Source organism: Thalassoglobus polymorphus (assembly GCF_007744255.1).
Lineage (GTDB): Bacteria > Planctomycetota > Planctomycetia > Planctomycetales > Planctomycetaceae > Thalassoglobus > Thalassoglobus polymorphus.
In genome coordinates this window covers 4,046,064-4,065,683 of the sequence record NZ_CP036267.1, presented here as the reverse complement: position 1 = coordinate 4,065,683, position 19,620 = coordinate 4,046,064, and the positions used below count along the sequence as shown (strand labels likewise).

The 19,620-nt window shown below is 50.4% G+C and carries 15 protein-coding genes; 9 read left to right on the top strand and 6 right to left on the bottom strand.

Annotated elements, in window-relative coordinates:
• Window positions 1-263: 263 nt before the first annotated feature.
• Window positions 264-611 carry a winged helix-turn-helix transcriptional regulator gene (locus Mal48_RS14520; RefSeq protein WP_145200859.1) on the bottom strand — a complete coding sequence of 116 codons (348 nt, stop codon included), beginning with the start codon at window positions 609-611 and terminating at the stop codon, window positions 264-266.
• A gap of 615 nt (window positions 612-1,226) precedes the next feature.
• Here Mal48_RS14520 and Mal48_RS14515 point away from each other — a divergent pair.
• The 4 genes from Mal48_RS14515 to Mal48_RS14500 all read left to right on the top strand — a co-directional run bounded on the left by Mal48_RS14515 (window position 1,227) and on the right by Mal48_RS14500 (window position 3,994).
• A complete protein-coding gene (locus tag Mal48_RS14515) occupies window positions 1,227-1,655 on the top strand; it encodes a DoxX family protein (RefSeq protein ID WP_145200856.1) in 429 nt (142 codons plus the stop codon).
• 230 nt (window positions 1,656-1,885) lie between these two features.
• The gene (locus tag Mal48_RS14510; RefSeq protein ID WP_145200853.1) at window positions 1,886-2,761 is read left to right on the top strand and encodes a pirin family protein; all 876 of its coding nucleotides are present in this window, start codon (window positions 1,886-1,888) and stop codon (window positions 2,759-2,761) included.
• Between the two features lie 307 nt (window positions 2,762-3,068).
• Complete coding sequence (locus Mal48_RS14505) at window positions 3,069-3,443, top strand: DUF488 domain-containing protein (RefSeq protein ID WP_145200850.1); 375 nt, start codon at window positions 3,069-3,071, stop codon at window positions 3,441-3,443.
• Window positions 3,444-3,535: 92 nt separating this feature from the next.
• A complete protein-coding gene (locus Mal48_RS14500; protein ID WP_197441717.1) occupies window positions 3,536-3,994 on the top strand; it encodes a GNAT family N-acetyltransferase in 459 nt (152 codons plus the stop codon).
• Between the two features lie 113 nt (window positions 3,995-4,107).
• On the opposite strand, the gene Mal48_RS14495 is transcribed toward Mal48_RS14500, so the two are convergent.
• Both Mal48_RS14495 and Mal48_RS14490 read right to left on the bottom strand, forming a co-directional pair.
• Entirely contained in the window at window positions 4,108-5,466 is a 1,359-nt protein-coding gene (locus Mal48_RS14495; RefSeq protein WP_145200844.1) for an ABC transporter permease, read from the bottom strand.
• Window positions 5,463-6,134, bottom strand: a complete 672-nt coding sequence (locus tag Mal48_RS14490) for an ABC transporter ATP-binding protein (RefSeq protein ID WP_145200841.1) — start codon at window positions 6,132-6,134, stop codon at window positions 5,463-5,465. The genes Mal48_RS14495 and Mal48_RS14490 overlap by 4 nt, the downstream gene beginning before the upstream one ends.
• A gap of 744 nt (window positions 6,135-6,878) precedes the next feature.
• Between Mal48_RS14490 and Mal48_RS14485 the strand changes: the two genes are divergently transcribed.
• Both Mal48_RS14485 and Mal48_RS14480 read left to right on the top strand, forming a co-directional pair.
• The gene (locus tag Mal48_RS14485) at window positions 6,879-9,203 is read left to right on the top strand and encodes an efflux RND transporter permease subunit (protein ID WP_197441716.1); all 2,325 of its coding nucleotides are present in this window, start codon (window positions 6,879-6,881) and stop codon (window positions 9,201-9,203) included.
• Between the two features lie 314 nt (window positions 9,204-9,517).
• On the top strand, window positions 9,518-10,654 hold the full coding sequence (locus Mal48_RS14480) for a fatty acid desaturase family protein (RefSeq protein ID WP_145200835.1): 1,137 nt from the start codon (window positions 9,518-9,520) through the stop codon (window positions 10,652-10,654).
• 308 nt (window positions 10,655-10,962) lie between these two features.
• Here the strand turns inward: Mal48_RS14480 and Mal48_RS14475 are convergent, their stop codons facing one another.
• Entirely contained in the window at window positions 10,963-11,967 is a 1,005-nt protein-coding gene (locus Mal48_RS14475) for an aspartate-semialdehyde dehydrogenase (RefSeq protein WP_145200832.1), read from the bottom strand.
• 191 nt (window positions 11,968-12,158) lie between these two features.
• Between Mal48_RS14475 and Mal48_RS14470 the strand changes: the two genes are divergently transcribed.
• The 3 genes from Mal48_RS14470 to Mal48_RS14460 all read left to right on the top strand — a co-directional run bounded on the left by Mal48_RS14470 (window position 12,159) and on the right by Mal48_RS14460 (window position 16,795).
• Window positions 12,159-13,373: a 1-deoxy-D-xylulose-5-phosphate reductoisomerase gene (locus Mal48_RS14470; RefSeq protein WP_231739593.1), complete on the top strand. Its 1,215-nt coding sequence runs from the start codon at window positions 12,159-12,161 to the stop codon at window positions 13,371-13,373.
• Window positions 13,319-15,355: an RIP metalloprotease RseP gene (gene rseP / locus Mal48_RS14465; protein ID WP_197441715.1), complete on the top strand. Its 2,037-nt coding sequence runs from the start codon at window positions 13,319-13,321 to the stop codon at window positions 15,353-15,355. Before Mal48_RS14470 ends, rseP begins: the two co-directional genes overlap by 55 nt.
• Before the next feature lie 273 nt (window positions 15,356-15,628).
• Complete coding sequence (locus Mal48_RS14460) at window positions 15,629-16,795, top strand: glycosyltransferase family 4 protein (RefSeq protein WP_145200826.1); 1,167 nt, start codon at window positions 15,629-15,631, stop codon at window positions 16,793-16,795.
• 3 nt (window positions 16,796-16,798) lie between these two features.
• On the opposite strand, the gene Mal48_RS14455 is transcribed toward Mal48_RS14460, so the two are convergent.
• Both Mal48_RS14455 and Mal48_RS14450 read right to left on the bottom strand, forming a co-directional pair.
• Window positions 16,799-19,186, bottom strand: a complete 2,388-nt coding sequence (locus Mal48_RS14455; protein WP_197441714.1) for a carboxylesterase family protein — start codon at window positions 19,184-19,186, stop codon at window positions 16,799-16,801.
• Window positions 19,187-19,205: 19 nt separating this feature from the next.
• Window positions 19,206-19,454 carry a hypothetical protein gene (locus Mal48_RS14450; RefSeq protein ID WP_145200820.1) on the bottom strand — a complete coding sequence of 83 codons (249 nt, stop codon included), beginning with the start codon at window positions 19,452-19,454 and terminating at the stop codon, window positions 19,206-19,208.
• Between the last annotated feature and the right edge of the window lie 166 nt (window positions 19,455-19,620).

The window sequence follows — 19,620 nt, the reverse complement described above, 5'->3', positions numbered from 1 at the left end:
AATGCTCTTGAGTCGAGAGAGTGGTTCGTCCAGGGACTCCGCTTCTAATTCTTGTTGACTTTCGATGAGCGGAACGATTGCCGTCTCGGCACCGTTCAGGTTACCGATTCGGAGTTTGTTCTTCGAGCATCTCGCTGAGAAGGTTTCTTGGACAAGGTGACTGAGGGTTGCGTTGCAGCAAATGGCGTCTCCGTATCACTGCTTTTCGTTCGAGTTTACGAATTGGTGCTCGCGTTCTGCCTTCAGTGCGGGAGGTAGAATTCTCAACTCGATTTGCGTTTCGTCCGCTGTTTCTCGACGGTGCTCCCCCATGCCTCCATTGAGAGGAGGACCTGCTCCAGCGATCTGCCGAGGGGCGTCAATGAGTATTCGACCTTTGGTGGAATTTCTCCAAAATCCTTGCGGTGGACGACTCCATCCGCTTCGAGTTCGCGGAGTTGCTTTGAGAGAGTTCGTGCTGAAATCCCGTTCAGCGAACGTGTCAATTCACCAAACCGCATTGTGTCATTAAGCAGGAAGTGAATGATCAAAACTTTCCATCGACCACCAATAATTTTCAGAGTGGTTTCTACTGGACAAGTCAGCGTTTTTGTTGCTTGTTCTTTTGGCATGATCTCTGGATAGTATCCTAAATGTAACTACTAACAATTTTGACCATACTTGCATTGTGGAATCGACTCGCGTAAAAAACAAGGTCGCTGAAATGATGCGAGCTTTCGGTCTGTTTCGAGAGCATGATCTTTCGGCGCCAGTGGTTCACAATTCAAGATTACAAAGAGACCCCAAATGGCATCCACCAACGGAATGATAGCCTTTGATCATCACTGGGATGACGTCGAGTCTCTCTCTGGCCTTTCCAACCAAGAGTACGGTTGATGCTGGAGACAAGATGTCTTGCGTTGTCGATGCCTCATGGGACTGAAATAAGTTGGCGACCGAATTCACGATCGCTCGCATCACGCAGGCAGGGGCAATTCCGATAGACACATTCGCAATGGTCGCGAAGTTGACCTGAAGATGGAACCGGGCTAAAGGCACGCAGTGCGGGCAAGTTTTCGCAGAACACGCGAAACACATTGTCCAGACGTGATCAGTGCCTGAGGGAAAGTTTTGCACAGTCTCAGGCGGTTATGACTCAGGTAGTTATGAAACATGGGCCTGAAAGCAAGATGGATAATACCAGTGAGAAACGAGAACGCAGTTTTGACACAGAATGGAGTAACGCGATGATGAACAGAGACACAACACTTTCAGCCGGGTTGCTGATACTTCGAGTCGCCATCGGCGGGTTTATGCTGGTGCATGGCTACCAGAAACTCGTCGGTTTCAGTGGACTGGCGACCAAGTTTCCTGATCCTCTCGGAATAGGAAGCCAGATGAGTCTCGTCGCGACGATCGGTGCTGAAGTCGGTTGCTCTCTGTTGCTGATTCTTGGATTAGGAACGCGACTGGCAGCGTTGCCACTGGCTTTCACGATGATCATCGCGCTCTTCGTGATTCACGGGGCTGATCCGTGGCAAAGAAAGGAACTGGCGGCAATCTTCCTGTCGGTCTACGCAGCCATCGTATTGACTGGTCCAGGCAGGTTTTCGCTGGACCACTCACTGTGGGGAAAGAAGAGTTCACCTGCACGCAGTGGCAAGACGAAAGCTTGAATTCGTTGTTCAGTTTTGATGAGACGTAACAAGTCGCAAACAAGTTCTTTCACTATGGAACGGATCCGGTTCCCAGCATGGATGCAATGACGTGTCAATCAATGAACATGACTGACTGCCGTGACTGCCGTGATTGCTGTGATTGCCGTGACTGACTATTCACCAACAGTTTCAATCATCGACAACCAGCGTCAAACGCAGTCGGCATGTGAAATCGAGGAAGGCAAAAGATGAAGACTGCAAAGAGCATCCGACAAGTCGTTCGCAACATTCCCCAACACTGGGTCGGGGATGGATTTCCAGTGCGGAGTCTGTTCTCCTACGGTGGAGGCAATGAATTTGATCCGTTTCTATTGCTTGACTATGCAGGGCCGCATGAGTTTAAGCCTGGCGATGCCAAGCGTGGAGTCGGTGAGCATCCGCATAAAGGATTTGAAACTGTCACCGTTCTTTATCAAGGCGAACTCGAACACCGTGATTCGAGTGGTGGACATGGGACGCTCGGCCCTGGTGATGTGCAATGGATGACCGCCGGGAACGGGATTGTTCACGAAGAGTTCCATAGCGAGAAGTTCACCAGACAGGGTGGGCTGCTGGAGATGGTGCAACTGTGGGTCAACCTTCCGGCGAAAGACAAGGGGTCGCCAGCCAAATATCAAGACCTGTTGGCGGATCAGTTTCCGAGTCTGTCGTTGCCGAACAATGCAGGAACCGCGCGCGTCATTGCAGGAGAATTGTTCGACACGCTCGGGCCAGCCTCCACTTTCACGCCGATCAACGTTTGGGATGTACAGTTGAACGCGGAAGGTTCGACGGAACTGACAATCCCAAGTGGGCACACATCGTTGCTGATCGTCCAGTCGGGAAGTGTGACCGTGAATAACGAGTTCGCGAAAGCAGTCGAGCTGGTTCTGTTCGATCGCGAGGGAACATCGGTCGAGATCGCTGCCGATTCAGAATCAAGGATTCTTGTCCTCACAGGCGAACCGCTTGGCGAACCTGTTGTTGGACAGGGACCGTTTGTGATGAATACTCGCGAGGAAATTCATGAGGCGATTCGCGATTACAAAGCTGGCAAGATGGGGCGGCTTTCAGAGGCGACGTGAGGCGACTTGAGGCGAGGATGGTCTCGTTTGAGAAAGGAGCGTAAGTGCCGAACTGCTTCATTCTGTCGCTTTTGCAAAACCGGAGTCTTCCAGAATTCATCCGACAGAGTTTGGATCTGATAGAGCATGAAACGCAGTATGAAACCCTGCATGAAGTTGTTCGTGGCGAATCATGGATCTCTGACGTGGATTGGTCGTTCTGTATCGTCAGCTGCAAACTCTTCATGTGAAGAATACAAACGGACGTTGATCACTCATACAATCAAGAAGTCAATCAGTGAGAATCAACGGGCAGGACTTCACAGCCATGGCAAATAAAAAAGCAAAGAAGAAACCAACAATCAGGACGATCCGCGCCTACGACATCGAAGACTCAGACGAAGGCTATCGCGTCCTTGTCGACCGACTTTGGCCTCGGGGTGTCAAGAAAGAGACTCTTCAACTGGACGAGTGGGCGAAAGACCTGGCTCCCAGTAGTGAACTTCGAAAGTGGTTCGGCCATGACCCTGAGAAATGGGAAGTGTTTCAGGAACGCTATAAAGACGAGCTGAAAGAACTGAAAGAGGCTCGCCGAGAATTACTCGACAATGCGGGTGATCAGACGATTCTGATGATCTACGCGGCAAAAGATGGTGAACATAATCACACAGTTGTCCTGGAAGACTTTTTGAAGCAAGGGTGACTTTGCGTTGAATAGTCCCTCTGTACTACAGGCTGTGGTCGAGTCGCGGTGAACAGGCCACATTGCACCCGGCGAGAACATTGAACATGCTCGTGAGACGATACAGGCCCGGTGAAGAACTCGAATTGTGGGAGTTGTTTTATAACACAATTCGAACGGTGAACAGTCGTGACTACTCAACCGAGCAAGTTCAGACGTGGGCTCCCGATGAAATGAACCGGGAGAAATGGCATGCCCGGATTGCCGGGATGAACCCGTTTGTTTGCGAGGTTGCGAGCGAGATCGTTGGATATGCAGCTTTGATCGAGACGGGCTACATTGACCACTTCTACGTGCATCATCAGTGGCAGCGGCAAGGTGTCGGCAATTCTCTTGTCACGAAGATTTTCGAGACAGCCAACGGTCTCGGTCTCAGCGAGTTGACATCCGATGTGAGCATTACAGCGAAACCGTTCTTCGAGTCAAAAGGCTTCGAGGTGGTCGCTCCTCAAGAGGTGAGCATTGGTGAGGTTCTCTTCAGGAATTACAAAATGCGCAAATCGCTGAAGTGAAGTCTCCAGCGATTTGCGATTCGTGAAAAAGTCGCATCCGGTCTTGTGGAAATGAGTGATTCACAAAGTGAAAAACATTCCATTCGGACGCTGCATGCAAAGAGCGAGTTGCTCTAACTTTGAAGTCCTTCGGCAACGTCGGTTTTATATGCAGTCAGGCCGGGCAAAAATCCGACGATCGAGGCCATGACGATCAGGATCGGGATAACGATGAACTCCACGGGGTTGAAAACGAGCGGGTCAATCAAGAGTCCGCTTCGTTGTTCAATGATCGGTGCAGCCGCCAGAACGACTCCGTGTCCGAGCAGCAATCCAATCACTCCGCCAAGCAGGCAGATCAAAACGGATTCGAGAAGGATCAGTGAGAACACCGTCGTTCGACGGGCTCCGAGGGCTCGCATGATCGCGATTTCTCGTTTCCGGTCCGACATGGAGTTGTAGATACTGACAAAAATTCCGATTCCTGAAACAGCGATGATCAATCCGGTCATGTAGAGAAATGCGAGTCGGATGTTCCCCACAAGATTGGTGATCAAGCTTGCCATGACGCGAACGGGATTTGCTCCCTGTGCAGGGCCGTTCTCACGTAAGTCGTTCTGGATGATGATCGTTCGGTTCGTGCGTTGCAGGTCGTTGCCAGCCATTACGAGCAAGATACTGGTAACTTCTTTCTGAATATCCGCAACCGGACCGTGTGCATGATGATGCTCATCTTCGGCAGCTTCCGCTTCGTGCTTCAGGATTTTATCGATGTCTTCCTTGTGTCGCTCGATGACTTCCGCTTCGGTTTCATCAAAGAATTTTGCCTCTGCTCGAATCGCTTCTCGAACTGGTTTGCTGTGTTCGTCGAGCAAGTAGAATCCATCGATGTGGACAAAGGCTGTGCGGTCGTTAGGAGTTCCTGTTGGCGCGAGAATTCCCTGAACGGTGAACTCTTCTGCGTGGATATTGTCGTCTTGTCCAGAGTGGACCATTCTGAACTTAGACCCTTTTTTCCAGCCGTTCTTACGTGCGACTTCTGAGCCAACAACGGCATCCCAGGTTCCACGTATGGAGTTTTCGTCTGCACCAACTCGGAACTTCTTTCCGGGGGCGTACTCAACTAGAAAGTATTGCGGCGTTGTGCCAACAATCGGGAATCCGCCGAGTTCAGTGGTATCACCCAGGTTGACTGGGATTGCATGTTCGACGCGAGGATCTTTCGTCCATTGCTGGTAGTACCGCCATGGCAAGTTTTCGATCGGTTTGTCGATACGGTAGATCGTGCTCAGGATCAGTTGTGTTGCACTTCCTTTGGGGCCGACGACTAAATCGTATCCGCTCCCCGTTTCTTGAAAGAGCTTGGTGACGACTCCGTTCAAAATCAGAACGGCGACCATTAAAGCAACTCCCAAAGCGACACTGAAACTCGTGAGCAACGACGACAATGATCGATGCTTCATGTTTTTGAATGCAATCGTAATCAGATTCATGCGAGCACCTCTACTTGATTGAATTCGTTGAGATGTTCAACTCGATCGAACTGTTTGGAGACTTCTTGAGAGTGCGTCACCAGTAACAACGAGACGTTATGCTCGCGGCAGGTTTCGCGGATCAGACCGAGAATGAGATCCTGGTTTGCCAGATCGACACTCGCTGTCGGTTCGTCTGCCAGCATGAGCCGAGGACGACTGGCGAGTGCACGCGCTACGGAAACTCGCTGTTGTTCGCCCACTGAGAGTTGTCCCGGACGGTGATTCATTCGAGATTTCAAGCCTACACGGTCAATGAGCTCTTCAGCATATTTTCGATTTTGCTTGCCCGCAAATGCCATCCCGAGGATGACGTTTTCGAGGGCCGAGAAAGCTGGCAGCAAGTGAAACGTTTGAAAGACAATACCGATTCGATCGGCACGAAACCGATCGCGAGAAGGTTCCGGTAAGTCGGTGACATCAACACCTCCAACAATGACCTTTCCAGAATCAGGACGGGTGATTCCGGAGATGACATTCAGCAGGGTCGTCTTACCGCAACCACTTTGGCCAATCAGTGCGACTTGCTCTCCTTCCTGGATTCGAAATTCCGGGATATTCAGAACGGGTAATTCTGTCCCTCCTGGATTTCGATAGCTTTTACGCACATCGATGAGTTCAAGTGACATGATTCATCCCTGTTTCATTTAATGAAATGAGAAACTGCATGAAATGAGAAACTGCAAATCTCTGAAAAAAGGTTTATTTTATACAGTAAAATCGGCATGATAATGACTTCGACTCAAACATCGTAGCGACTATCAGTCCACTTGGAGTTTGTGAAAACCATCCCTCAGGCTGACGACTTCAGTGCGTTGTCATTTCTGATCGCGAAGATGTTGTATGTTGCTCATTCATGGAATGGAAAGAGGAGGGACTGGTAAGCCCACATTTCGAATTCTCTCTCCTCAGATTCGGGAAACTCGACACATCCCGACGTGTGGTCAAAACCAGCTTATCCCTGAAGTTCGCTTTCACACCGATATTGGCCGCTCGCTACGAGCCTGAAGTTCAAATCGAATAGTGAATCAGAGGTCGATTGATTGGCTGCTCTCGATCGTTGTAAGGATTATTCGAACTGTTTGAACCGTGCGGATTATCTCGGGACTGGAAGTTGATCTTCGGAAGAGTTCTTTGAGTCCATTCGCTCTCAAAAAAAATGCCTAAGTGAATGAAAATCAAATGAATGACCGTGGTTTCAGAAGTATCTATTGTCTGCCTTAGAGCAGTTTGCTCTACCGTGTGCCCGTGTAGCACGCATTTCTCCAATGAAAATGCTGTTCTCCACGAGGCAGAACCTAAAGACCACAATCGGATTTGATCTCGTATTGAAAATCTGGAAGTCCCACAGTTCTCAGGCCTGCTCATCAGAAATGAATTCTCTCCCCAACGGTAATTTGAACGTCAAGAAACGCTATCGATTGCGGGCCAATGTCGCCATTGCTGTCATTGTCCTGCTGGTTCCTGTCGTCATTCATGGAGCCCGCTCAAGTGTTGATGGAATGAGGATTACTCCGGAGAAGTGGGCCTCGCCTGACAATCCACAACGGCAGTTGTTCGATCGTTTCAGACAGGAATTTGAAGGGAACGATGTTGTCTACGTCAGCTGGGAAGGCTGCACGCTTGATGATCCTCGCCTGACGAAGTTAGAAACGAATCTGCTGCGTGGGAATGAACTCGCCGAAATTGGAATAATCCCCTTTGAGCGAGTTGTGACCGGTGCGGGGACGGTGCAGCAGATGACAGAGCGACCTTTGAGTCTTTCCAAAGCATCTGCCGCGAAGCGGTTGGAAGGGTTTCTGGTAGGACCAGATCTACGGACGAGTTGCGCAGTTGTAGTGCTCACTTATGACGGAAACGAATATCGTCGCGAATCGATCGAGCACCTTCTCGATATCACGAAATCAACAACAGGCCTCACTGCCGATTCCATCGTCATTGTCGGGCCACCACATGATGGTGTTGCAATCGATGACGAAAGTGTCAGAGGAGTCAATCTTTTCGGGGCTCTCTCAACGCTTGTCGCTGCGATTTTTTGTTATTACTGCTTACGGTCTTGGCGCATCGCGGGTGTCATCCTGGGGCTCGCCTGCTTGGGACAAGGGATTGTGCTTGCTGGAATCTACTATGCAGGGTACACGCTCGATGCTGTTTTGATCGTTGCGCCTCCACTGATATTCGTGTTGACGGTTTCTGCCGGTATCCACTTTGTCAACTATTTTCGAGCACAGCCTGAAACGATCGATGTTGAATTGGCTTTGCAAAATGCGTGGATCGAAGGCTGGAAACCTTGCGTTCTGGCAACACTCACAACTGCAGTCGGGTTGTGTTCGTTGAGCGTGAGTCGAGTGACTCCCATTGCTGTTTTTGGTGCTTTTTCTGCAGCCGGATTGATCCTGACAGTCACTCTCCTGATGTGCGTACTTCCCGATGCGATATTGAAATGGCCAATCTCTCGGCGAAGTCCTGAACTGAGAAAAAAATCGAAATCCTTAAACTTCCTGAGCCAGTCGGTTCCGGCCTATCCGGGAGTGATCACAGGGACATTTGCAATACTCATCGTTTGTGCATTGCTGGGAATGCGACACATGCGAACGAGTGTGGATGTCACATCGTTGTTTGGGAAAGAGACGAAAATTCTCCGCGATTATCATTGGCTTGAATCGAACATTGGTGCGAGCGTTCCAGTGGAGGTCATTGTCCGCTTCGATCAAAACTCGAACACCAATATCTCTGAGCAAGTCAATGTCGTGAAACAAATCCATTCGCTGGTTGAAGATGTCGACGGAATTCACGCTGCGATGTCGGCAGTCACATTCCTTCCGGATCGTGCAAGCTCAGGCTCAACCGGGAGGGTGATGCGTCAAGCTCTTGTGAATAAACGTCTTCACTCGGCGCGTTCTTCACTGGACTCTTTGAATTACTATTTCGAAGACGATCAAAATCAGTCATGGCGGGTGACTGGTCGTGCGTTCGCGACCGAAGGGCTCAGCTACGGAGACATTGGTCAGCGAATCACCTCGCGTGTCGAGCAGCTTCTCAACTCGAAAGAGTTTCAGGACAGTGGGATTCAAGTCCAGTTTTCAGGGATGATGCCGCTGATCGAAAATATTCAGGTCATGATTCTGAACGATTTGTTTCGAAGCCTGCTGACAGCATTTGCTTTCATTGGCATCTGCATTCTCCTTGTCCTGCGGGAGTTCAAAGTTGCTGCGCTGGTCACCATCTTGAATACGTTTCCAGTCATTGTCATCTTTGGCGTGATGGGCGGAGCGTCCATTCCAATCGACATTGGAACCATGATGACAGCTGGTGTTGCCATGGGGATTGCGGTTGATGACACAATTCACTTCCTGTGCTTTTATAGAAACCGAGTCGCTGAAACTCGTCAGCCAGTCAACGCGATCAAAGAGTCGATTCAGACGTGTGGAGCAGCGATGCTGCAGACAACCCTCATTTGCGCCATGGGAATGTTGGTCTTTGCATCAAGTGCGTTTGTCCCAACAAAGCAGTTTGGGTTGATTATGGCAGCGATTCTTGGTGCAGCGGTTGTGTGTGATCTCGTCTGTCTGCCAGCTTTGCTCCTTTTAATCTCACGTCGACAGTACGCTGAAGAGCGTTCACAGCTTCAAGCTTCCGAAGACTCTACCAGCCAATCCCTCCCTGCTCCCGCTGTTCACGAAACTCTTTCGTCGTAAGATACTTCTAGGTATAGGCTTGCAGCAGGTGTTCCGGATCTTGGAATGCCTGGAATTGTCGGTGATGAGCGGTCTGGCGAGCCCGAAAATTGTTCGATTCGAGCTGCCCGGAACTATCGGATTGCTGATTTAAACAGAGGCTCACGAATAACCTAATCGATGATTTTGACTGGAATAATCTGTTCAATCGACTCTTACGAACGTAGAATATGGGCAATATAGGTGCTATGGCGAAATAAGATCATGAGCCACGCCATCCCAGAACTTACCATGGAGGGACAGGATAACAACAAGCCCCTAAGTGTTACTAAGTAATGTCAAACGCAACTTTTGAACAGACTTCGATATCGAAGTCAATTGCGCAGTCAGCAATCCCCCGATTCATTTTCGGTCCGGTTGGTCTTTTGGCGATACTCTGCCTCGCCCTTGCCTGGCCAATGGATTACTGGGGATTGAAGGTACTTTGGACTTTGACTGCTGCATATTGCTTATTTTGTTGGACCAGTTGTTTCCATGAAGCAGCTCACCACACGTTATGTGGATCGAAGCAGTTCAGCATTGTCGTTGGGCGTTTTTTGGGAACAATGATTTTTGTTCCCTTTCATGTCTATCGAGAAAGCCACATCAGGCATCATGCCTATCTGAACAAATCGTCTGACTGGGAATTGTGGCCCTACTCCGATCCCAAGACCTCGCTTTGGTTTCGCAGGATTTTCTGCTGGCTGGAAATTCCATTTGGTGTGATCACATCCCCTTGTGTTTACGGGCGGTTGTATTTCCATAAGGATTCACCGCTCACGAATCCGGAAATCCGAAAGAAGATTCGAAACGAATATATTGCGATCGTGGTTTTTTGGACAGCGGCCTTCGCAGTTGTTGCCTATACAAACACGTGGGTAATCTTTCTCACTGCCTGGGTTGTTCCACACATCCTGGCTGGGATTTTCCAAACGTTCCGCAAGTTTACTGAGCACCTCGGAATGGAAAGTTATGATCCACTCCTGGGAACGCGGACGGTCATCGGGAACGGTCCCATTACCCGACTGGCGACCTACTTGAATTTCGACATCTTCGTCCATGGTCCGCACCATCGACATCCTCGGTATCGGCATGATGCACTTTGCAATCGAATGGCGGAGTATCAAACAGAAAACCCAGAATTGAAATACCCGGTCTTCCCGACTTACTGGCACGCGATTGCCGACCTGTTGCCTTCGCTGATCTTCAATCCTGGAGTGGGCATGAACGTCGGAGCACCGACTCCAGCGGAAGAGAAACCGCACGATGTGAGCGACTTCAGTGAGGACGTCACTGCTGAAATTCTTAACAAAGACGACGCCATTGTGTACGCCGATGAAGAGCAGACTGATGAAGAGCCCGCTGACAAAATTCAATCTGCTTCACAAGTGAGCCAAAATCACTCCCAACTCGATACAGCAACGAATCATTGAGTCGATGCCCCTTCGAGGTCGAGTAAGGCATCGAAGAATTTTTGAGAATAAAAAAAACGCCTTGATCGGGATTTCGCCGATCAAGGCGTTTTGCGTTAGAGCATCTTTCGAGTTGGTTTGCAGGATCTGCCTCGTGGCGAACAGCATATTTACTAGAACTGATCCTGAAACTTGAAATTGCTCTCTCAAACGTTGAGGAAAGCGACCATTCCAGTAGTTTTCAGACTGCTTCTAGAGAAATGCGTTCTTTACGGGCACACGGTAGAGCAAACTGCTCTACCGATCATATTTTTCGAACGGGGCTTCGCTTACAGGTTCTTGGCTAGCAGTTCTCCGATTTGGACAGCATTGGTGGCTGCCCCTTTCCGGAGGTTGTCGCTCACACACCAGAAGCTTAACCCATTTGGATTCGAAATGTCTTTGCGGATTCGCCCGATGTAGACAAGATCCGAACCATCACAGGTACTCGGCAGCGGATATGCACTGTTCGGCAGATCATCGATGACCTGAATTCCCGGGAATGCTTCGAAGAGTTCGCGTGCTTCCTGAGGAGAAATCGGACGTTCAGTTTCCACGGTGATGGATTCGCTGTGGCAATTGGCAACAGGAACTCGGACAGCGGTCGGGTTCACCAGAATGGAGTCATCGCCGAGAATCTTTCGAGTCTCGTAAAGCATTTTTAATTCTTCGCTGGTGTATCCGTCAGCTTTTTCGCCGCCGATTTGAGGGATACAATTAAACGCGATTGGATGCGTGAAGGCTTTGTACTCGTATTTCTCTCCTGAGAGAAATGCTTTCGATCCGTCGAAGAGATCAGCAGTCCCTTGGACTCCAGCGCCGCTGGTTGCCTGATAAGTGCTGACGATCACCCGTTTCACTTTTGCTGCGTCGTGAAGCGGCTTGAGTGCAAGGACCATCTGAGTTGTTGAGCAGTTCGGGCTGGCGATGATTCCTTTCGCGTCGAGAGCATCCTGAGGATTGACTTCCGGAATGACGAGGGCGACCCCCTCTTTCATTCGCCAGTAGCCTGATTCATCGATGACTTTGCAGCCAGCCTCGACAGCTGAGGGCAGGTACTCCTGAGCAATATCATCTGGTGTTGAGGCGATAACAAGGTCAGATCCGGCAAAGCAATCTTTGGTCAGTTCTTCAATCGTGTGTTCTTCGCCTTTGAACGTCAGTTTCGTTCCAGCACTTCTGGCAGAGGCGAGAAATCGAAACTTCTCAGCGGGAAAGTTTCTTTCTTCGAGAAGACGACGCACAATTTGCCCAACGGCACCTGTCGCACCGACAACGGCAACATTCTTAAACACGGACGGACCTCAAAATGCTAAAGAGATGGAACTTCGGTTCATTCCGAAAGGGAAATCATATGCAGCGACAAGGGTCATATGCAAATTGTTCGCAGTCCAGTGTCAGATTGAAGAATTCGCAGTTGTAAGACAATCTTGCGGCTTCCTTACTGGAACGCCTAGAATTAAGGATCATTCGAGAAAAGAGTTCAGTGGGACAAAGATTCTTGTCGGACAGCAAAAAACGTATCGGACTTCTTGGCGCAACTGGTTCAATTGGAACGAGTTGCCTTGAAGTCGTTCGTGCTCACTCAGAATCCATGTCTATTGATCTTCTGTCGGCTCATTCCAGTTGGCGAGAATTGGCCCGCAGTGCAGCGGAATTCCTTCCTCAAACTGTTGTCCTGACTGGCGTTCAGGCATCTGATGTCGCAGCGAATGCTTTTCCCTCTTCTGTTGAAGTCCTCTATGGCGAAGAGGCTCTGCTCAAAGCTGTTGAAGTTCCAGAAATTGAGACCGTCATCACCGGAATCGTCGGAGCAGCGGGACTTCGCGGAACATTGGCTGCCGTCGAGGCGGGAAAACGGATCGGGTTAGCAAATAAAGAAACATTGGTGGTCGCCGGTTCACTGGTCACACAAAAAGCGGTTGAAACCGGTTCTGTTTTGATTCCCGTTGACAGTGAACACTCTGCAATCTTCCAGGCTCTCGCTTGCGGCAAGAGAGAAGATGTCTCAAAATTGATCCTCACTGCCAGCGGTGGACCGTTCCGCTCCTGGAGTGCCGAGAAAATAGCTCAGGCGACAGTCGCAAATGCCTTGGACCACCCGACTTGGGACATGGGACCGAAAATTACGATCGATTCCGCGACAATGATGAATAAGGCATTGGAAGTCATCGAGGCACGCTGGCTTTTTGGAATCAATGCCAGGCAAATTGAAGTTGTCGTCCATCCACAATCGATTGTGCATTCGATGGTGGAGTTCGTGGACGGCTCGGTCATGGCCCAGCTATCTCCGCCGGATATGAAGTTGCCTATTCAATACGCAATTACATGGCCCGATCGGATCGCAGGAACCAGCCCAAAACTTGACATATCTCAAACATTTTCCCTTGATTTTGAGCCACCTGATCTCGAACGATTCCCCGCACTCGCGTTAGGATTCGAAGTTGCAGATCAAGGTGGTACTGCCGGAGTCGTGTTGAATGCAGCGAATGAAGTCGCTGTCGACCGATTTCTTCAAGACCAATTAACATTCCCAGAGATCCCGCGACTCTGTCGCTCGATACTTGCGTCACATCAGTTTGAGAGCAATCCAACGTTGGATGAACTCCTCACTCTCGATGGATGGGCGCGCCAGGAGGCACTCCGTTGGACTTCATCGACTTCACACTCCTCTCCTTCCTTGACGGCTCCTCGCTGCTGAACATATTGATCGCAGCTGCTGGCTTAGGGATGGTCATTTTCTTCCACGAATTGGGGCACTTCCTTGTCGCCAAATGGTGTGACGTTAATGTCGAGAGATTCAGCATCGGCTTCGGCCAACCAATTCTCGCCCGGAAATGGGGCGAAACTGAATATTGGCTGAGTTGGATTCCCTTCGGTGGCTACGTGAAGATGCTGGGGCAGGATGACATGGACCCCGGGCAAATGACCGATGATGAGGTCGCGGAGGATCCACGTTCCTACTCGGCGAAATCTGTCCCGCAACGGATGGCTATCATCTCCGCCGGGGTGATCATGAACATCATCACCGGGTTTCTGTTTTTTGTTATCGCCTTCAGCTCAGGCGTGGAGACGACAGATCGCGTTGTCGGAAATGTTGAAGTCGGCATGCCCGGCTGGACGAACGGCCTGCGGATGGGAGATACGATTACATCCATCAATGGACGTGTCGTCGAGAACTTTGAAGATATTCTCCGTGGGACCGCTCTTTCACGCGGTGCGATTCGGCTGGAAGGTTTTCATGAAGATGATTCCAAGTTTGATATCACACTCACTCCGGCAAAAGAAGGAATCGTTCGGCAAATCGGACTTCGCCCCAATAACAGCACCACAGTCCACACATTTGCGAAACCCGAAGAGTTCTCCATCAAATTGCCTGGAACCGCCACAGCGGATGTGGATTTTCAACCGGGGGACACCATTGAGTCCGTCAACGGCACTGCCATCGAGGATTACACACAATTAGTTGATGTTCTTCACGAAACCGCTGCAGAAACTCTCGATGTTGGAGTTCGTCGAAAAGGGAAGTCAGCGGAAACCGTTCATCTGAAAGTCCCACCGCAACAGTTTGTTGGTTTCGGTATGAGAATGTGGATCGGCAAAGTTGAGGCGGTCCGCAAAGACTCCCCCGCTGAAAAAGCCGGGCTCAAAGTCGGCGACCAGATTGCCAAAATCATTGAGGACGGAGTTGAAGCCGGAACGACAGATGGTGGTGAGGACGCACTGGAGACAGCTCACGATCCATTCCGATTGACTGAATATTTCTCTGAGCGAGCAGGCAAAGAGGTCACAGTCGTTGTCTCTCGCGAAGTCAAAGGTGGGTCACCGGAAGAAGTTGAACTGAAAATTGTTCCTGAAAGCCGACCAGCCTGGTCGGAGCCTCCACTCTCGCCGGCAAGTCTGCTTTCGATCCCCAGTATCGGGGTCGGGTACAACTTGATGCACAGCGTGTACTCTGTTGACGAAGGTAGCGTGGCAGCCGAGCATGGCATTCAAAAGCGTGATCAGTTACTGAAGATCACACTGAAGCAGAAAGAAGGCGCCAAACCGGATCGAATTGGGGAGAAATCGTACGCCATTGAAATTCGTGAGAATAACGTCGCTTACGCCTTCTGGTTGATTCAGGAATTCGGAAGAAGCCGTAGCGTCGAATTCGAAATCAAACGAGCAGATGGCGAAAAGCCTGTGATTGTGCAGATGGACCCGCAGCCCATCGAAGGCTGGTACATGCCGACTGTCCGTGGACTTGTGCTCACTTCCGAAATGACAACACAGTCTGCGGACTCACTTCAGGGGGCGATCGGAATGGCTGGTCGCTATACCGTGACTTCCATGGAAGATATCTACCTCACTCTTAGAGGTTTGATCATGGGATCAATTTCACATAAAGGTCTGAGTGGACCACTACGAATCGCTGGTATGGCGTTCGGTTTTGCCGATCTCGGGATTGGACACTTCCTGCGATTCCTGGGGTTGATCAGTATTAACCTGGCGGTCATCAACTTTCTGCCAATTCCCGTTCTGGACGGTGGGCACATGGTGTTCCTCATCTGGGAAGGGATTTTACGAAGAAAACCGCCAGAACGTGTCGTCAACTTTGCTCACCTCGTCGGCTTTGTCCTCATCCTCAGTATGATGGGCTTCGTCATGTATCAGGACGTCGTCAGCATGTGGATCAGTTAAACCTGACTGACCTCAAAGGATTCGTTCAGTCACATTCAGGGTTGATTTCAATCCCAAGTTGATTGGTCGAGTGCGAAGTTTCACTGTTGAGCCTGAATTTTCGCACTGTCGAAGTGAGTCGTGGATCAGAAATTGTGGGTAAGGAAGAAATGCAGGATCGCTGATCCTGCATTTCTTCCCTCTGCTCGCGCCCCACTCTTTACTGCTGGTTCCCGGAAAGTCAGACCTCGACGCGCCCCTCGCAAGCATGAGAAAGCCTGAAGCAGCAACTTTGTGAATGTCGCCCATATCATTACCCGACTCATTCTGGGGGGAGCTCAGGAGAACACGCTTCATAATGTTGAAGATCAACACGACATTCATGGAGATGATGTCTGCTTGATCACCGGGCCAGCGGAAGGCCCTGAAGGGTCACTTATTCCAAGGGCAAGAGAAGGTCGTTTCAGGCTGGAAGTCCTGCCTGAAATGAAGCGTAGCATCCGGCCGCTCGATGACTGGCGTGCGTACAGGCGGTTGATTCGGCTGCTTCGAGAAATTCAACCCGACCTCATTCATACTCACAGCTCCAAGGCTGGCATTCTTGGTCGCTACGCTGCGAGAAAACTTAAGATCCCGGTTGTTCATTCAATCCACGGGGCAGCCTTCCATTTCGGGCAACCCAAAATCGCCTACAAGGCATACGTGGCCGCGGAGAAAGCTGTCTCGGGGTGGACTCGCAAATATATTTGCGTTGCCGATGCGATGCGAGACGCCTATGTGGCAGAGGGGATTTCAACCCCCGAGAAGTACATCACCATCCAGAGCGGGTTTGACGTCGAACCGTTTCTGAACCCGCCGGTTTCAAGAGAACAGGTTCGTCGGCAATTCGGATTCAGCGATGACCATATTGTCGTCGGAAAAATTGGTCGCCTTTTTCATCTGAAAGGGCACGAATTTTTAATTGAATCCGCGACCGAAGTGATTAATCAGAATCCAAACGTACGCTATCTATTCGTCGGCGACGGGATTCTTCGCGACCAGTATGAAGCGAGTATCAAGGAAGCTGGTCTTTCAGATTTCTTTCGTTTCTCCGGACTCGTTCCTACAAGTGAAATCCCTCAACTGATGCATGCGATGGACATCGTCGCACATACCAGTCAATGGGAAGGCTTGGCCCGCGTGTTGCCTCAAGGGTTGATCTCCGGCAAGCCGGTGATTTCATACGACGTCGGCGGAGCCCGAGAAGTTGTTATCCCCGGTGAGACAGGATTTTTATTGCCTCAAGATTCCATCAAGGAACTAACGATCGCAATTCTCGATCTTGCCGCCAATCCAGAACTTCGAGAGCGATTCGGCTCGGCAGGACGCGATCGATTTACTGATCTATTCCGACACGAAGTGATGACAGAGCGTATTCGTGAGGTTTATCAAGATGTTCTGAGCCAGAGCCAGAGTCAGTGATTGTCACTCGCTGGCAACTGCAGACGATTCGCCGCTCTTCACTCCAGAGATGGGGCCGAACGTGAGCTCGGCAATCTGGTTCTGAATGAGAAATGATTCCAGTGTGAGAGCAGAAGAGCCGAACTTCATTTGAGGAATAGGACGTTCAGCACCTGATTGCGACTGAGTCCATTCGGTCCATGCCGTTTTGAAGGTCGTTTCGAACTCGTCATACTGAGCCGTTCGATTCATGTTTTGTCGCTGAGCTTTGACCTCAGGGTTTGGAAGCCAGGTGATAATCAAGGCACTTGGGATTCCATCTGTTTTCAGCGTCGTAAGCTGAATCTGTTGCTTCAGCGAAAAATCGATGTTTAAGCCTTCTTGGGTATTTTGCCGAGCAGCCTCGAGTCTGGCATGCGGGACTTCAATTTCAATTAGCAGTTCATCCGGGCGGTTCTCTTGCGGGACAGCTTGAATCTTGAACGACTTGATGAGTCGCAGCCCAACGTTCCAGTCGGTGTCGTCAACTTTGACATCATCCGGGAACAGGCGGTGCAGCACATCCGGTTCGGCTAGGTCTGCTAATTGTTGACTCGGGAGATCCTGAACATTCACATAGGCCAGACCATCCTGAATTGCAAAATCGCCGAGAGTGTTAATGGCACTTAAAGCGAGGCCGAAATTCAGTTTGCGAGACGAAGACAAATCTGCCACCGCGAACGGTTGAACTGGAGAAGTGGACTCGTCTTGCGTATGAACACCGAGACCAGTGCGAACCTGCATGTCAAAGACCAATGAGAGTCCGTTTTTGTCTGTGCGGACCTGGCTGGGGGCGATGCTCATATCCGGCACAAGGACCGGCAACGGCCACAGCAATCTTGCGAGTCTCGGAGTCTCTCGGGACTTGAGTCCTTCTTCAACCACTTTCATGAGTGAAGGAACCACACCCAGGACAGCTTTTTCAATTTGAGCTTTCTGAAGGTACAGCCCGCCGACGACTCCGGTCACAATGTTCGCTTTTGTGTAGTCGCCTCCGTGGACAGTAACTTCTGTGGGAGGAGTGATATGCCAGTTATTGTCGGCAATGGAAAACCGTTGGCGAAGCGGCGTAAGTTCCAGTCCAGATCCGTTGACGTTGGGTTGAATCTCAACTTCGAGGAGCACTGGTCTTCGATGTCCCAGATCAATATGGAATGCTCCGGTCGATGCAGAGACGGCTCCCGCCTTCAGCGATGTGCTGCCGATTTTCAGGCGAAGAGGATTTAGTTCGAATCGCGTTAAGAACCGACCCCCGGAAATCCCTTTGAGTTCGCTACCCACAACATTGCATTCGAACTCGATGTTGGAGAGTTTTACTTCGATCGTCTCTCCGCCGGAACTGAACTGGCGTTCGATGTCGTCCAACTTTCCTGAGAGAGCTGTCGACGGGATGACGTCTGAAATCCCTTGTGCAACGACTTCGAGTGCGTCATTGCCCATTCGCAGAGAAATGGTGTCTGGCAGGACTTCGAGTTGCGTGAACTGTTCGACATAAAATGGGCTTCGTGATGGAAGCGGCTCCAGTGAGTCGAGTTGCAGGGCTTCCAATGGCTGGCTGGTCTTCGCGTCAGCGAGCCAGTGCATGAGTTTCTGGTTCGCGAAAGCATATCGCCAGACATCGTGTCCGACTCCTTCCACAATTGTGGCTGTCCCGTTTCCTCCTTGCGCATTCAGCTTTTCGATGAGATCTACGGAATGCCCGAAAGGAATCAGCGCGTCTTCGTTACCATGGATTGCCCACACAGGAACCTTGCTTTCGGCAAGTTTGGAAAGCGAGAGCGGGGGCTCCACTTCTCCCCCAGAGATGGCAAGCACTCGCGCCCAGTGATTTGGGTTCGCAGCTGCCAGACTCCAAGCTCCGTATCCTCCCATTGACCAACCTGCGAGCACTCGCTGGGAAGCGTCAACCGAGAATTTTGCTTCGACCTGCTCCAGTATTTTTAGAGCACGCTGGCTCTCTTGAGTATCGGCGAGCCAACTGGTGAGATGTCGTCCTCGTATGTTTTCGTTCTGCGGAAAGACGGCGAGAAACTTCTGGTGCGGGTTTTCTGAAAGAGCAGTCCCTAATCCAGCTGCGATGGGGAGAATCCCATCAGTTCCTTTCTCTCCCGCACCGTGCAGAAAGAGTACGACCGGCCATTTTTTATCCGGGGTGTAATCACTCGGGGTGAATAGAAGGTAGCGATGCTCTCCCTGATCATCGCGAAAAGTTTCTTGTGTGAAACCAGTCGGAAGATTCAAAGGCTGCCCGGTTTTTGAGCCTGAGCCATTCGATAATCCCGTATCACTCAATGGCTGCGGTTGTGCGACCGCCAAGTGAGGTTGCAATCCAATCAGAAGCCCGACGAGAAGACAGGCTCGGATGGAATGCATTGTCGGGATCATGTGATTTTTACTCCACAGCGATATTCTGCTCGTAAAGTCGAGCAATATCTTCTTCGGTGACTGTTACGATCCGAGCGAATCCGGTGTGTGCTCGCTCGTAGCTGATTTTGGATGCAAGCTCGGGATGACGATGAATTTCTTGAGCCACGATTTTCTTTTCATCATCAGTCAAATCCGCAACTCCAGCGTCCCAATGGGTGACACCTTCAATGACGAGTGATTCCAAGCGAAGATCGTATTTGTTGTAACCGGCCATGGATTTTTCGAAGTCAAAACAGAGGTTGGGCGTTTCAGCCTCTCTACTTTAGCCTCGAAATCAACGACTGTCGAACGAACATCAATGAGAAACAATGATTTCCCATTGATTCTACTGGCATTCTCAGGTTTTCTCGCAAAACTGCGTTTCGAGACCTGATTCAGCA